A 14,606-nucleotide genomic window follows, 5' to 3' on the forward strand; every position below is an offset into this window, starting at 1 on the left:
ACGAACAGGGAACACAGCAAGCGCCCTCCCGGATGATTTGCGCGTACGCCGTCCCCGCCCCCAGCGTGACCGCGGCTCCCAGAATCATCACCCACCGCCGCAGTCGAGCATTCAACTTCACCATGTGCTTCCCCCCGTGCGCGTCATCCGGCACGACCCTGTCTCACTTGACGCAAGCCGATTCAGGGCAAATCTTGTTTTGCATGATGCTACCCATCAGATAGGCATCGGCCCCGGGCGGAGGCATCACCCCCCGAGTAGCATCCAGATGGCCACGGCAGCACAAGTGCCCTGAATGACGCTGACCTATCGTTTCATCACGCATCCTGGCCCCCCACTGATGGAGCCAAGGATTGCGCGTGAGCCCAGGGAAGTCACTCCCTCCCGGGTGGTAGGCGCGCGCGATTCCGGCCCGCAGAGCCAGCGCGCTCGCGGGCAGCAGAGAGGCCAGGCCATTCAAGGACACCCAGGCCCGCGACACCGTCGCCAGGATGCACGGCGTCGAGCGGGAGGCGCTTCGACTAGACGCCCGGAGCGGGAACCAGTTCGCCCACGGGCGCGGCGGCCGCGCGGCCCCAGGTGATGCGGTAGGTGGCGGCGGTGCCGTCGAAGGCGATGGGCTCCACCACGACGTTGCCCGCGCCCGCGACCCGCAGCGACTCGGAGAGGAAGCCCGCGGAGAAGTACGGGTTGTCCGCCACCACGTCCTTCATCCACAGCGTGGCCGCGCCCTCGGTGGACTCCTCGACGCGGACCTCGTTGAAGTTGTTGCCCGCCTTCACGTTGAAGGGGACGCGCTCCAGCGTGCGCATCGGCCCCAGCCGGGTGACGAGCGACAGGCTGGCGCGCCCCACCGACGTCTGGCGGAAGCCCTGCAGGTAGCGCGCGCCCAGCATCAGCCACGCCTCGTTGGGAGGCAGCATCGGGAAGACGTCCTGGACCGCCACGCGCAGGAACGCGTGCCACTGCTCCAGTGAGTAGTGCGGCCGCAGCGACTCCGACAAATCCAGGCCCACGTCCTTCAGGCGCTGGCGCCCCTGCTTCGACAGGTAGGGCCCCAGGGCCCGCACGAAGAGGGCTTCCACGGACTGCGCGAAGATGAGCTTCCCGGGCGACATGACGGAAAGGTGGCAATGGCCCCCCGCAACGGCGAGCCATTCCGCATTCCAACCGTCAACTGGTCATCATCCGCGCGGCAGCCGCACCGTGAAGGTCGTCCCGTTTCCGGAACTGGACTCCACCGTCACCTCGCCCCCGTGGGCGAGCAGGATCTGCCGGGTGATGTAGAGCCCCAGGCCCAGGCCCGACGCGGCCTTCGACTCGTGCTGCACCGCCCGGGAGCCTCGACGCCACGCGGCGAAGACATGGGGCAGCTCGTCCGGGGGGATGGGCGGCCCGCCGTTGTGCACCCGCAAGACCACGCCCTGCCCGTTCGCCTCGCCCCACATCCGCACGGGGCTGTCCCCGGGGCTGTACTTGAGTGCGTTCGCCAGCAGGTTGCTGAAGGCCTGCTCCAGACGGTCCAGATCCCACGAGCCCCGCCCGTCCCCCACCACCTCCAGGACGAGCAGCCGGCCCGGGTGGCTGGCGCGCATCTCCTCGAGCGTGCGCCGCGCCACGTCGAACACGTCACAGTCGGACGCCACCACCGGCACCCCACCGCCCAGCCGGGAGCGCGCGAAGTCCAGCAGCTGACGAATCATCCGGTCCATGCGCTCGGCGCTGGTGAGGATGCGCTCGGTGAGGGCGGACTGGCGCTCGTCCAGGTTGCCCTTGCGCTTGAGCTGCTGCGCGGACATGGACAGCGCGTTGAGGGGGTTGCGCAAATCGTGGCCGAGCATGCCGATGAACTGCTCGCGGAACTCCTCCGCGCTGCGCTCCTCGGTGACGTCGCGCGCGGTGGCCATCACCGCCGCCACCCGGCCGTCCGCGCCCAGGGCGGGCGACAGCGTGAAGTCGTAGTGGCGGGGGCCGCGCAGCGCCGCCAGCGTCACGGAGCCCCGCTGCACCTGCCCCGTGGCGAGCGCGGTCTGCATGGTCCGGATGAAGGGCGCCAGGGAGGCGTCCCTCGCCCCGTACTCCTCCAGGGAGACGCCGGGCGACAACATGGAGGCCGTGCCCCTCACCTCGTAGGCGGCCTGGTTGGCGAAGAGCAGCCGGCCGGTGGCGTCATAGAGGGCCATCGGGTCCGCCGCGGAGGCCATGGCCATGGCGAGCAGCCTGCGCTGGTGCTCGACCTCCTCGGACAGCGCATGCACCTTGCGCTCGGCGCGGCGCAGCCGGAGCAGCGCGTGCACCTGGGCCACCAGCTCCTCCGGGTCCACGGGGGCCACCAGGTAGCCATCCGCGCCGTGCTCCAGGCCCTGCGCCCGGTCCCCGGGCCCCACGGCCTGCGCGGAGAGGTGCAGCACCAGGGCGTCGCGCGTGCGGGCAGACGACTTCAACCGGCGGCAGACCTCCAGCCCGCTGATGTCGGGCAGGCGGACGTCCAGGATGACCAGGTCGGTGCGCTCGTCCGCCAGGGTCAGGGCCTGGCTGCCCGAGCCGGCCTCCACCACCTGGTAGCCAGCGAGCCCCAGCACGCGGCTCGTCACATAGCGGCTGGCGACATCATCATTGACGTTCAGAATGACCGGAGAAGGAGGACTCATGATGTACGGAGCTGGAGTCCTTCGTAGCCGTCAGTCCGGGGGCGCGCCACATCCATCTCCGACCCCGGGTGCTTCCTTACAGGACGGGCGGACGGACGGAGGGCCTCGGAGTGCCCCCGGACACGCCAGGACCCTGACGGAGCGGACAATTTCGCGATAGGGATGGCCCATGCGTCCTCCTTGTCGCCCGCTGCCCGCGGATGGCCGCTTCCTCCAGGCCATCGCTCCGACCCCCCTCGTCCCCGTCCGACTGGACGCGGAGGGACCCACCATCTGGTGCAAGCTGGAGTTCCTCAACCCCAGCGGGTCCACGAAGGACCGCATCGCGCGCTACATGCTGGAGAAGGCCTGGCGCATGGGCGAGCTGAGCCCGGGCGGCGAAGTGGTCGAGGCGTCCAGCGGCTCGACGAGCATCGCCCTGGCGCTGGCCAGCGCGCAGATGGGCGTGCGCTTCACGGCGGTGATGCCCGAGGGTGTCACCGACGAGCGCGTGCTCACCATCCGCGCCTACGGCGGTGACGTGGTGCTGGTGCCCCGCGAGAGCGGCGTGCGTGGCGCCATCCAGAAGGCGGAGGAGCTGGCCCGCGAGCGCAAGGCCTTCGCGCCGCGCCAGTTCGAGAACCCGGACAACGCGGAGGCGCACCGGGTGTGGACGGGCCAGGAGGTGCTCTCGCAGATTCCGGGCGGGCTGGTGCACGGCGTGGTGAGCGGCGTGGGCACGGGCGGCACGGTGGTCGGCCTGTATCAGGCGTTCGCGGAGGCGGGCTGTCCGGTGACGGCGTTCATCGCGAGGCCCATCGCGGGCCTGGGCTGCGACATCGAGTGTTGCAGCTTCAGCCCGCGCGTGCCCGGCGTGGTGGACGGCATGTCCAAGCTGTACCGCGACGCGGACATGCCGGGGCGGGTGGAGCTGGACGTGTCGGACGAGCAGGCCATGTGCACCGCGCGCGCGCTCATCCGCCGGGGCTTCCCGGTGGGGCCGTCGTCGGGGCTCAACTACGTGGCCGCGGTGGAGGCGGCGCGGCGGCTGGGGCCGGGCGCGCAGGTCGTCACCGTGTTCCCCGACCGCATGGAGCGCTACTTCTCCACGGAGCTGATTCAGCAGCGCCCCGTCGCCGCGCGCGGCGTGGCGTGAGCTGACGCGGCGGGTACGCCGCTCGGAGCGAACACCCGAGCGGCGCCAGGTCGGACGCCGGGAGCGTCGCGCGGGCGCTTCGGCGCATCCGCGATGCCTCGAGGCCCCGCGCGCGCGGCCCGCGCCGGGCTTCAACCGCGTGACGGCTCGGGCCTCCCGCGCCTCGCCTCCCGGGGCACGTCGAGCGTCCGCACGGGGACAGACGCGCCATGTCCCACCGCGTCACCCCGCCCCGCCCCCGAGCGGGCGCGCCTGCCCTTCCGACAGGTACTTCACGCGCGGGGGGCATCCGCGTGCGCGTTGTCGGGGTGCGTGCTAGAAGCCGACTTCGTGCTGCCGCGCATCTGGCTGTGCCTCAGCCTGTTGCTGTTCGCCCCGACGGAGGGAGGCCTGTGGATGGCCTTCTCCGACGCGACGGACACCGTGTGCACGCAGCGCTGCCCGGACGATGACTCCAGCGGACAGTGCGCGCCGGACTGCGCGGACTGCACCTGCTGCGGCCACGTGCGCTCGGTGAGCGCCGCGCCCGTCGCGTCGCCCGCCCTGCTGTGGATTGCACCTCGACCGCGCCCGGTGCGGGTGGACGAGGACGCCCCCGCCTCCGCCGACCTCGACGACATCCTGCACGTCCCCAGAGCCGACCTCGCCTGACGTGGTGGTGGTCCGTCTTCCGCGCGCGAACCGTGCCGAGGTGACGTGTGTCCATGGCGTGGCCGTGGCACCGTCGGCCTGACGCGCGCCTCCCTTTCGCGAGGTCTCTTCCCGTGTTCAAACCTTCCGCGCCGGCGGCCCTCGGGCTCGTCGCCGCCCTCGTCTGGCCCTTCGCCAGCGCCGCTTCACCTTCCGAGCTGTCCTTTCAAGAAGTCCTCTCCCTCGCCCGTCAGCGCGCGCCCGCGTTGCTGGACGCCGCGGGGCGCGTGGCCGAGGCCCAGGGCCCCGTCGCCGGCGCGTCGCCGTGGCTGCGTGACAACCCCACCGTCAGCTTCGAGCTGGGGCCCCGCACGCACGACGACCTCCGGGGGACGCAGCTGTCCCTCGGCATCTCCCAACCCATCGAGCTCGGCGGCAAGCAGGGCGCACGCCGGGACGCCGCGCGCGCGGGGCTCCAGCGACAGGACGCCGAGCAGCAGGACGCCGAGCGGCGCGTGCTGGGTGAGGTGGGCGCGGCCTTCCTGCGCGCGCTGTATGCCCGGGAGCTGTCGCGGCTGATGCACCAGACGGAGGAGGCCGCGAGGAGCCTGTCCGACTCCACCGGCAAGCGCTTCGACGCGGGGGACGTGCCCGTCGTCGACGTCAACGTGGCGAAGGTGGCGCTGGCCCGCGCCCGCGCCGCGGTGGTGACGGCGCGAGGCGAAGAGCAGGCCCTGCTCGACGAGCTGCGCGCCCTGTTGGGCCTGCCGCTCCAGGAAGCGCTCGCGGTGCGCGGCGTGCTGCGGGAGCTGGCCTCGCTGCCCGTGGCGGCGGCCTCCGGGACGAAGGAGCGGCCGGACCTGGTGGCCATCGAGTCGGAGCTCGCGCAGGCGGAGGCCGACCTGAAGCTCGGCCGCGCCGAGGGCTGGCCCGATGTCAGCGTGGGCGTGCGCTATGAGAAGGAGGTCGACGAGACGGCGCTCGTCGGGACGCTCAGCGTGCCCCTTCCCGTGTTCTCCCGAGGGCAGGAGGCGAAGGTGACGGGGGATGCGCGCGTGCGCAGGCTCCGCACCGCGCTGGAGTCCGCTCGCCGCGCGCGGGACGCGCAGGTGGAGGCCGCGCGCGTGCGCGATGCCTCGCGTCAGCAGGCCCTGGCCGTGCTGGAGACCGAGGCGCTGCCGCTGCTCGATGAGAACGAGTCCCTGGCGAAGAGGTCCTACGAGGCCGGGGAGATGGACCTCGCGGGGTTGCTGCTCGTGCGCCGTGAAACGCTCGAGACGCGCGTGGCGCTGCTCGACAGCCACCTGCAGGCGGCGCTCGCCCGGGTGCAGCTCGCCGTCGAGATGGGAGTCCTGCCATGAAGCGCCTCGCGTTCATCATCGCCTCCCTGGTCCTCGCGCTCGCGGCCTGCAAGCAGTCCAAGCCCGAGCACGCGGACGAGCACGACCACGAGGAGGGCCCCCAGCCCTCCGGTGGCAACGACGAGGGCCATGACGAGTCCCACGTCCACATCGCCCCGGAGATGCTTCGAGACCTGCGCGTCACCACCGCCCCCGCGGCGGCGCGGCCCGGCGGCGACAGCGTCAACGCGCTGGGCGAGCTGACGTTCAGCGAGGACGCCTACGCGGAGGTGGCCTCGCCCATCTCCGCGCGCGTGGGGACGGTGTTCGTCACCACGGGCCAGCACGTGAAGGAGGGCGAGAAGCTGGCGGAGCTGCGCAGCCCCGAGCTGGGCAAGGCGCGCGCCGCGCTCCAGTCCGCGAAGGCCCGGGCCACCGCCGCCCGACAGGCCGCCGCGCGCAAGCGCGCGCTCGCCGCCGAGCGCATCGTCGCGCAGAAGGACGTGCAGGCCGCGGAGGTGGACGCGGCCGGCGCCGAGGCGGAGCTCGCCGCGGCCCGCGCGGAGCTGACGGCGTTGGGCGCCAGCGAGGACACCGCGGGCGTGGCCGGCTTCATCCTGCGCTCGCCCATCCAGGGCACCGTCATCGAGCGCGACGCGCGCATGGGCCAGATGGCGGACGCCGAGCACACGCTCTTCCGCGTCGGTGACCTGGGCTCGCTGTGGCTCATCGTCCATGCCTTCGAGCGCGACGCCGTGCGCATGCGGCCGGACACCGAGGCGCGCATCACCTTCGCCGCCTTCCCGGGCAAGGAGGTCCTGGCCCGCGTGGGCCACGTGGGCCAGCGCGTGGACGCGGCCAGCCGCACCATCCCCGTGCGGCTGGTGCTGGACAACACCGAGGGCCTCCTCAAGCCCGGCATGTCCGCCACCGCGTCGATTCCGCTGGGCGGACCCGACGGCACCATCACCACCGTGCCCGCGGCCGCGCTCCAGCGGCTGGAGAACGGCTGGGTGGTGTTCCTGCCCACCGGCGAGCGCGGCTCCTTCGAGCGGCGGCAGGTGGGCCGGGGCCGCACGCTGGGCGACCACGTGGAGGTGCTCTCCGGCCTGAAGGTCGGCGAGCAGGTGGTGGTGGACGGCGCGTTCCTGCTCAAGGCCGAGGTGGAGAAGTCGGCGGGAGGAGCGGACCACCATGGCCACTGACGCCTCATCCTGGGTGGCCCGCGTGCTGCGCGCGTCGTTCGCGCGGCCCGGGCTCACCGTGCTGCTCGCCCTGGCCCTGTCCGCGTTCGGCGCGGTGTCGCTGAACGGCCTGCGGCGCGACGTGTTCCCCGACCTGTCCGCGCCCATCTTCAACGTCATCGTCCAGAACGCCGCCATGGGCGCGGAGGAGCTGGAGACGGCGGTGGCCATCCCGATGGAGGTGGCGCTCGCGGGCCTGCCCGACGTGCGGCGCATCCGCTCCACCTCGCAGCTGGGCGTCACCCAGGTGACGGTGGAGTTCGAGCCGGACGCGGACTACTTCCGCAGCCGCCAGTACGTCGCCGAGCGCGTGGCGCAGGCCCAGGGCGAGCTGCCCGCCGGCACCGACGCGCCGCTGGTCTCCAGCCTCACGGGCCGCCTCAACGAGGTGTTCGAGTTCACGCTCGAGGCCGAGCCCGGCTCCGCGGACCTGATGGCGCTCCGGGATTTGGCCGAGTTCGAGGTGAAGAACCGGCTGCTCGCCGTGCCCGGGGTCGCCGGCGTGGAGCGGCTGGGCGGCTACCTGCGCCAGTTCCAGGTGCTGCTGGACCCGGACCAGATGGTGGCCCGAGGCGTCAGCCTGAACGAGGTGGAGCACGCGCTGGAGGGCGCCAACCTCAACGCCTCCGGAGGCTTCGTGGTGCAGGGGCCCATGGAGTGGACGGTGCGCGCGGTGGGGCGCGCCCAGACGGTGGAGGACCTGAACACCACGGTGGTGGCGCTGCGTGACGGCACGCCCGTGCTGCTCGCGGACGTGGCCGACGTGCGCGAGGGGCCCGCGGTGCGCCGCGGCATCGCCCACCGGCTCAAGGGCGAGGTGGTCAGCTGCCGCGTCATCAAGCAGTTCGGCGCGGACACGCAGGCGGTGGCCAAGGGCGTGCGCGCGGCGCTCGAGGAGCTCAAGCAGTCCATGCCTCCGGGCGTGCAGCTGCGCGTCGTCTACGACCAGTCGGAGCTTGTGGACTCGGCGCTGGGGGGTGTCAGCCGGGCCATCCTGCTGGGCGCGCTGCTGGTGGTGCTCGTCCTCTTCGTGCTGCTGGGGGACTGGCGCGCGGCCCTCATCGTCACGTTCACCCTGCCCTTGTCGCTGGCGCTCGCGGGCATCCTGTTGAAGGTCGCGGGCATCGGCATCAACACCATGACGCTGGGCGGGCTGGCCATCGCCGTGGGCCTGCTGGTGGACGCGGCCATCATCGTCACCGAGAACATCATCCACGACCTGCGCGAGGGGCAGGGCCGCAGGTCCGTGCGCGAGGAGGCGCTGTCAGCGTCGATGGAGGTGGGGCGCCCCATCGCCTTCGCCACGCTCATCGTCGTGTCCGTCTTCATCCCGCTGTTCGCGATGACGGGCATCGAGGGGCGCATGTACCAGCCGCTCGCCGCCGCCGTGGTGGCGTGCCTGGCCGCGTCCCTGGCGCTGGCGCTCACGCTGGTGCCGGTGGCCTCCTCGCTCCTGCTCAAGCGTCCGCGCGAGGGCACGCCCGAGGACGTGTGGCTCATCCGCAGAGTCAAGGCGGTGTACTCGCCGCTGCTGGACGCGTGCATGCGGCGGGCGGGGCTGGTGCGGCTGGTGGCGCTGGCCATCACCGTGCCCGCGCTGGGGCTCGCGTTCGCGGTGGGCAGCGACTTCATGCCCCGCCTGGACGAGGGCGCGTTCCTGCTCCAGACGGTGCTGCCTCCGGAGGCGTCACTGGAGGAGGTGGACCGGCTCAACCACCTGGTGGAGGACGTGCTGCTCGGCTTTCCGGAGGTGGAGGACGTGGTGCGCCGCACCGGCCGCGCCGAGCGCACCGAGGACCCGATGCCGCACACGGTGTCGGACGTGCTCGTCGTGCTCAAGCCGGAGCGCGGCAGGAGCCTGGAGAAGCTGGAGGAGGACCTGCGCGTCGCCGTGGGGCGGGTGCCCGGCGTCACCACGCTGTTCACCACGCCCCTGGGCATGCGCATCGACGAGGGCCTGGGCGGCAGCCCCGCGGACCTGTCCGTGCGCGTCTTCGGGCCGGAGCTGGAGACGCTCGCGACGCTGGGGGAGCGCACGCGCGCCATCCTCGCGAAGGTGGACGGCGTGGAGGATTTGCGCGTGGAGAAGCTCAGCGGCCTGCCCCAGCTGCGCATCACCGTGAACCGCGCCGCCGTGGCGCGCGTGGGCCTGACGCCCGGAGACGTCATCCGCGCGGTGCGCGTGGGCATGGTGGGCGAGGAGTCCTCCCAGGTCTGGAAGGGCCAGCGACGGCACGAGCTGGTGCTGAGACTGGCGGACCACCGACGCGGCGACCTGCAGGCGCTGCGCAACCTCCTGGTGGACGGGCACGACGGGACGCGCATCCCCTTGAGCCAGCTGGCCACCATCGAGGAGACCTTCGGCGCGGGCAGCGTGCGCCGCGAGGCGGGCAGCCGCAGGCTCGCGGTGGAGGCGAGCGTGTCGGGGCGGGACCTGGGCAGCACCGCGGCCGAGGTGCGCGAGCGACTGGCGGCGGAGCTGAAGCTGCCGACCGGTTACTTCGTCGACGTGGGCGGCCGCGTGGAGAGCCAGCAGCGCGCCGCGCAGTCGCTGGCCATGGCCATCGCCGTGGCCATCCTCGCGGTGTTCGTACTGCTGTACCTCGCGCTCGACTCCGTGGCGGAGGCGCTGGTCATCCTCGCCACGCTGCCCGACGCCTTCGTCGGCGGCATCCTCGCGCTGCTCATCGCGGGAGAGACGTGGAACGTCTCCAGCCTCGTGGGCCTCATCGGCCTGTTCGGAATCGCCGTGCAGAACGGCCTGGTGCTCGTCTCTCAAACCAAGGAGCTGCTCTCACGCGGCAGGTCCTTCGATGACGCGGTGCGAGAAGCGAGCCTGGGTCGCGTACGTCCCAAGTTGATGACCGCGGCCACGGCCATCCTCGGTCTGCTGCCACTGTTGGTTTTGCCTCTCCATGGAACGGAGATTGAGCGCCCCCTGGCCGTCGTCATGGTGGGCGGGCTCGTCACCTCCACGCTGTTCACCCTGTTGGTGTTGCCGACTTTTTACGTCTGGGTGCACGGCGTCAGGGAGAAGGTGCGTCGACGGGGTGTGGCCGCTCGCGGCCCCACTGTGTCCTGAAGAACACGAGAGGTGCTCCGGGTCTTGGGTCCGCAACTTTCGACCCGGAGCACCGACAATCCCGTGATTTTCACACTTCCAAACCTGGGGCCCTTCATGAGCTTGCGACTTCCCCCCTCCACGTCGACCCGCACCACCACCCGGGCGGCGGCCGCCACCAACACCGTCACGGTGCCTCCGGCGGGCCTGAGCAAGGGCGACACGGGCCCCAAGGTGAAGCAGCTCCAGGACGCGCTGGTGAAGCTCGGCTACCTGACGGCGAAGCAGGTGGCCACGGGCCCCGGCACCTTCGGCGCGCAGACCGAGACCGCGGTGAAGAAGTTCCAGGCCGACAAGAAACTTCCCACGACGGGGTACTACGGCGAGCAGACGCAGGCGGCGCTGAAGAAGGCGCTGTCGGGCACGCCGACGACGCCGACGACGCCCACCACGCCGGGCACGAAGCCCGCGGTCATCAGCGCGCCCTCGCCCAACTCCGACAGCCGCAACGGGGCGGACATCGACACCATCGTGATGCACCACACGGCGTCGAACGACGGCAAGGCCGACCTGTCGTGGATGCGCAACCCGAAGAGCGGCGTGTCCGCGCACTACATGGTGGACCGCGACGGCAAGATCTATCAGCTCGTCGGTGACGACAAGCGCGCGTGGCACGCGGGCAAGAGCGAGCTGCACGGCGTCCCCACGGACGTCAACGCGCGCTCCATCGGCATCGAAATCGTCAACGACGGCAGCGGCAAGACGCCCTTCACGGAGGCGCAGTACAAGGCGCTGACCGAGCTGACGAGCCACCTGAAGGAGAAGTACGACGTGCCGATGAAGAACATCGTCGGTCACGCGGACGTCGCGGTGCCCAAGGGCCGCAAGAACGACCCGGCGCCCAACTTCGACTGGGCGCGGCTGCGCAAGGGCATCTCCTGAGCGTCGCCGTGAAGTGAAGCAGGTGAAGCGCGGGTCGAGTGCCTGACAGGGTGCTCCCCGCGCTTCGTGTTTCGGGCATACGCGAAGTGCGCGGCTGAACAGCCGGCCTCACGGCGCTCATCACACTGTGATGACCCCGGTTACACCGGGGCCCGCGCGGCATCGCGTCCCTGCACCTCGAGAGCGTCGTCCCTTCGCACGGTTGGCGCTCGCGCCGGCATGGCCTGGGGCTTGCTCAACCGCGCGGCGTCTTCGGCCCGCTTCACCGCGCGCCTCATCGAGGTCATCCATGCGTACCTTCCTCAGCGTCCTCGCGAGCCTCACCACGCTCGCCGCCTGTGCCTCCGAGCCGAGGCGGCTCGCGCCGTCCCTGGACCCATCGAACCCCGAGGCGCCCGAGTCCCCGGCCGCCCCACTCTCCAGCGCGCTCGCGGCGGCGCCTCCCGACGCGAAGCCGCCGCGCGTGCCGGAGGCCGAGAAACCGGCGCCGCCCGATGCGGGCACCCCGCTCTACACGTGCCCGATGCACCCCGAGGTCCAGTCGGACAAGCCCGGCGTGTGCCCCAAGTGCAACATGAAGCTGACGCCGGCGAAGCCCACGTCGGGCCATGAGGGACACGGAGAGCACCGGTGAGACGCGCGCTCGTCGCCGCCGCCCTGGTGTTCACGGGCGGCTGTGCCTCCATCCAGAAGGAGAAGGGCCACGCGGATGTCGCCACGCTCGTCGAGGAGCGCATCGGCCGCAAGACGCGCTGGAATCAGGGGACGCCGGAGGACGCGGAGGTCTCCCGGCATCTGGACACGTTGCTCGCGGGAGCGCTGACCTCGGACCACGCGGTGGAGGTGGCGCTGCTCAACAACCCCGCGCTCCAGGCGACATACGAGGACCTGGGGGTGTCCCAGGCGGACATGGTGCAGGCGGGGCTGTTGAGCAACCCGACGTTCGACGGGAGCATCGGCTTTCCGCTCACGAGTGACGGCGTGAGCGAGACGGAGTTCTCGCTGGTGCAGGGCTTCGTGGAGCTGTTCACCCTGCCCTTGCGCAAGCGCGTGGCGCAGGAGCAGTTCATCGCGGACACGCTGCGCGTCGCGCACGAGGCGCTCGCCACGGCCGCGGAGGCGCGCAAGGTGTTCCGCGAGGTGCAGGCGCGGCAGCAGCTGGTGGAGCTGCGTCGGATGGTGCTCGAGGCCTCGGAGGCCGCCGCCGAGCTGGCGACGCTCCAGCACGCCGCAGGCAACCTCACGGACCTGGACCTGGCGACGGAGAAGGCCGCGGCGGAGGAGGCCCGGCTGGAGCTGGCGCGCGAGGAGCTGACGCTGGTCGAGGACCGCGAGCGGCTCAATCGGCTGCTGGGCTTGTGGGGTGCGAGGACCCAGTGGGCCATCGCGGAGAAGCTCCCCGCGCCGCCCGAGGAGGAGGCGACGCTGGAGCGGCTGGAGTCGCTCGCCATCCGGCAGCGGCTGGACATCGATGCGGCGCGCAAGCAGACGGAGCTGATGTGGAACGCGCTGGAGCTGGCGCGCAGCACGCGCTTCTTCGGGCGGGTGGACGTGGGCGTGCACACGCACCGGGACGCGAATGGTCCGCGACTGCTCGGGCCCACGCTCTCGCTGGAGCTGCCCATCTTCGACCAGCGCCAGGCGCTCATCGCGAAGCTGGAGGCGCAGCATCGACAGAGCGAACGGAGGCAGACGGAGCTGTCGGTCAACGCGCGCTCGGAGGTCCGCGCGGCGCGGGCCCGGCTGCTGACGCTCCGAGGCGTGGCCGAGCGGTATCAGCGCGTGGTGCTGCCGCTGCGCGAGCAGGTCGTCGAGCAGTCCCAGCTCCAATACAACGCGATGCAGATTGGATTGTACGCGCTGCTCGACGCGAAGCAGTCCCAGGTCGAGGCGTACCGCGCGTACATCGAGACGGTCCGCGATTACTGGATGGCGCACGCGGAGCTGGAGCAGCTCGTCGGAGGTCGGCTCCCGGGTGGGAGCCGCGCGACGCCCGCCGCCGCGCCGGAGCATCCCCGCCCAACGCCCACTGAAACCGAAACGCCTTCCGGCCACGGCCACGCGCCCGAGCCTGGCCACGGAGTCACACCATGAAGTCCCTCCTCTCTCCCTTCGCTTCCAGCACGACGGACACGGAGGACCCGACGGCGCGCAAGAGGACCTCCACGGACGAGCGGGCGCCCAGCGCCACGTCCGACGCCGCGTCGACCCACGACACGGAGGTCTCCGGCAAGCTCAGCCGACGGAGCATGCTGGCGACAGCGGGGGCCACGCTCGCGGGCGGGGCGCTGCTGCTCCAGGGCGGCGCCGCGCAGGCGCAGACGGCGGCGCCTCGCGCGAGCCCACCGGCGCGGCGCGACTGGCAGTCCCCCGGGATGCCGAACCGGGACTACCGCCCGGTCATCGTGCCCAACGGGACGAAGCTGCCGTGGAAGCTGGTCAACGGCGTGAAGGTCTTCCACATGGTGGCCGAGGAGGTGGAGCACGAGCTCGCCCCGGGCCTGAAGGTCCACTGCTGGGGCTACAACGGCCAGGTGCACGGGCCCACCATCGAGGTGGTGGAGGGGGACCGCGTCCGCTTCTACGTCACCAACCGGCTGCCCGCGCCCACGACGGTGCACTGGCACGGGCTGCTGTTGCCCAACGGCATGGACGGCGTCGGGGGGCTCAACCAGAAGTCCATCGCACCGGGAGAGACGTTCCGTTACGAGTTCACCATCCGCCAGTCGGGCACGGGCATGTACCACTCGCACCACGACGAGATGACGCAGATGGCGCTCGGCATGGTGGGGCTGTTCATCATGCACCCGCGTCGTCCGGTGGGTCCGCGCGTGGACAAGGACTTCGCGCTGATGCTGCACGAGTGGCGCGTGGACCCGGGCACGCGGCGACCGGACCCGAACGAGATGACGGACTTCAACCTGCTCACGTTCAACGCGAAGGCGTTCCCCGGGACGGAGCCGCTGGTGGTGCGCCAGGGCGAGCGCGTGCGAATCCGCCTGGGCAACCTGAGCGCGATGGACCACCACCCCATCCACCTGCACGGCTACCACTTCCGAATCACGGAGACGGACGCGGGCCGCATCCCCGAGTCCGCGCAGTGGCCGGAGACCACGGTGCTCGTGCCGGTGGGCAGCACGCGCAGCATCGAGTTCGTCGCGGACGCGCCCGGTGACTGGGCGATGCACTGCCACATGACGCACCATCTGATGAACCAGATGGGGCATGACATCCCGAACCTCATCGGCGTGAATCCGGGAGGGCTCGACGCGAAGGTGCGCAAGCTCCTGCCGGGTTACATGACGATGGGGCAGACGGGCATGGGCGACATGGTGGAGATGGGCATGCCCGTGCCGACCAACTCCATCCCCATGAGCGGAGCGCGCGGCAAGCACGACGTCATCACCATGGGCGGCATGTTCACGGTGCTCAAGGTGCGCGAGCGGCTGACGGGTAACGCGGACCCGGGCTGGTACGAGAACCCGCCCGGCACGCTGGCGATGGCGGCCAGCACGTCCGAGCTGAGCCAGGACGGCATCGACGTGGACGCGCCGCCGAAGGCGGAGCCCGCGTCTCCGGGTGGGCTGGCGCACGGCTGAGCCG

11 protein-coding genes are annotated in these 14,606 nt (G+C 71.5%); 9 read left to right on the forward strand and 2 right to left on the reverse strand.

From position 1 onward, the window contains the following. Positions 1-521: 521 nt before the first annotated feature. Together K8625_RS19080 and K8625_RS19085 are read right to left on the reverse strand one after the other, a co-directional pair. On the reverse strand, positions 522-1,118 hold the full coding sequence (locus K8625_RS19080; RefSeq protein ID WP_223746087.1) for a DUF2378 family protein: 597 nt from the start codon (positions 1,116-1,118) through the stop codon (positions 522-524). Between the two features lie 66 nt (positions 1,119-1,184). Beyond that, entirely contained in the window at positions 1,185-2,651 is a 1,467-nt protein-coding gene (locus K8625_RS19085; protein ID WP_223746086.1) for an ATP-binding protein, read from the reverse strand. Positions 2,652-2,820: 169 nt separating this feature from the next. Between K8625_RS19085 and K8625_RS19090 the strand changes: the two genes are divergently transcribed. From K8625_RS19090 to K8625_RS19130, 9 genes are all read left to right on the forward strand, one after another. Then, a complete protein-coding gene (locus tag K8625_RS19090; protein ID WP_223746085.1) occupies positions 2,821-3,786 on the forward strand; it encodes a PLP-dependent cysteine synthase family protein in 966 nt (321 codons plus the stop codon). A 330-nt stretch (positions 3,787-4,116) separates the two neighbouring features. Next, on the forward strand, positions 4,117-4,437 hold the full coding sequence (locus K8625_RS19095; protein ID WP_223746084.1) for a hypothetical protein: 321 nt from the start codon (positions 4,117-4,119) through the stop codon (positions 4,435-4,437). A gap of 113 nt (positions 4,438-4,550) precedes the next feature. Further along, positions 4,551-5,777 carry a TolC family protein gene (locus tag K8625_RS19100; RefSeq protein ID WP_223746083.1) on the forward strand — a complete coding sequence of 409 codons (1,227 nt, stop codon included), beginning with the start codon at positions 4,551-4,553 and terminating at the stop codon, positions 5,775-5,777. Further along, on the forward strand, positions 5,774-6,961 hold the full coding sequence (locus K8625_RS19105; protein ID WP_223783496.1) for an efflux RND transporter periplasmic adaptor subunit: 1,188 nt from the start codon (positions 5,774-5,776) through the stop codon (positions 6,959-6,961). Before K8625_RS19100 ends, K8625_RS19105 begins: the two co-directional genes overlap by 4 nt. Next, positions 6,951-10,082 (forward strand): efflux RND transporter permease subunit, encoded by a 3,132-nt coding sequence (locus K8625_RS19110; RefSeq protein ID WP_223783497.1) that lies wholly within the window; start codon positions 6,951-6,953, stop codon positions 10,080-10,082. Before K8625_RS19105 ends, K8625_RS19110 begins: the two co-directional genes overlap by 11 nt. A gap of 96 nt (positions 10,083-10,178) precedes the next feature. Continuing rightward, the gene (locus tag K8625_RS19115; protein ID WP_046711153.1) at positions 10,179-11,003 is read left to right on the forward strand and encodes an N-acetylmuramoyl-L-alanine amidase; all 825 of its coding nucleotides are present in this window, start codon (positions 10,179-10,181) and stop codon (positions 11,001-11,003) included. A gap of 289 nt (positions 11,004-11,292) precedes the next feature. Then, positions 11,293-11,637: a heavy metal-binding domain-containing protein gene (locus K8625_RS19120; protein ID WP_223783498.1), complete on the forward strand. Its 345-nt coding sequence runs from the start codon at positions 11,293-11,295 to the stop codon at positions 11,635-11,637. Next, positions 11,634-13,097, forward strand: a complete 1,464-nt coding sequence (locus tag K8625_RS19125; protein ID WP_223783499.1) for a TolC family protein — start codon at positions 11,634-11,636, stop codon at positions 13,095-13,097. Before K8625_RS19120 ends, K8625_RS19125 begins: the two co-directional genes overlap by 4 nt. Before the next feature lie 155 nt (positions 13,098-13,252). Further along, positions 13,253-14,602, forward strand: a complete 1,350-nt coding sequence (locus K8625_RS19130) for a multicopper oxidase family protein (RefSeq protein WP_223783616.1) — start codon at positions 13,253-13,255, stop codon at positions 14,600-14,602. Positions 14,603-14,606 lie beyond the last annotated feature (4 nt).

It is taken from the genome of Myxococcus sp. AS-1-15 (genome assembly GCF_020037055.1).
GTDB lineage: Bacteria > Myxococcota > Myxococcia > Myxococcales > Myxococcaceae > Myxococcus > Myxococcus fulvus.

Excerpts from the sequence above, each read along its gene's own strand:
- K8625_RS19080 (WP_223746087.1), bottom strand. The coding sequence starts at position 1,118 with ATGTCGCCCGGGAAGCTCATCTTCGCGCAGTCCGTGGAAGCCCTCTTC.
- K8625_RS19085 (WP_223746086.1), bottom strand. The coding sequence starts at position 2,651 with ATGAGTCCTCCTTCTCCGGTCATTCTGAACGTCAATGATGATGTCGCC.
- K8625_RS19090 (WP_223746085.1), top strand. The coding sequence starts at position 2,821 with ATGCGTCCTCCTTGTCGCCCGCTGCCCGCGGATGGCCGCTTCCTCCAG.
- K8625_RS19105 (WP_223783496.1), top strand. The coding sequence starts at position 5,774 with ATGAAGCGCCTCGCGTTCATCATCGCCTCCCTGGTCCTCGCGCTCGCG.
- K8625_RS19110 (WP_223783497.1), top strand. The coding sequence starts at position 6,951 with ATGGCCACTGACGCCTCATCCTGGGTGGCCCGCGTGCTGCGCGCGTCG.
- K8625_RS19115 (WP_046711153.1), top strand. The coding sequence starts at position 10,179 with ATGAGCTTGCGACTTCCCCCCTCCACGTCGACCCGCACCACCACCCGG.
- K8625_RS19120 (WP_223783498.1), top strand. The coding sequence starts at position 11,293 with ATGCGTACCTTCCTCAGCGTCCTCGCGAGCCTCACCACGCTCGCCGCC.
- K8625_RS19130 (WP_223783616.1), top strand. The coding sequence starts at position 13,253 with ATGCTGGCGACAGCGGGGGCCACGCTCGCGGGCGGGGCGCTGCTGCTC.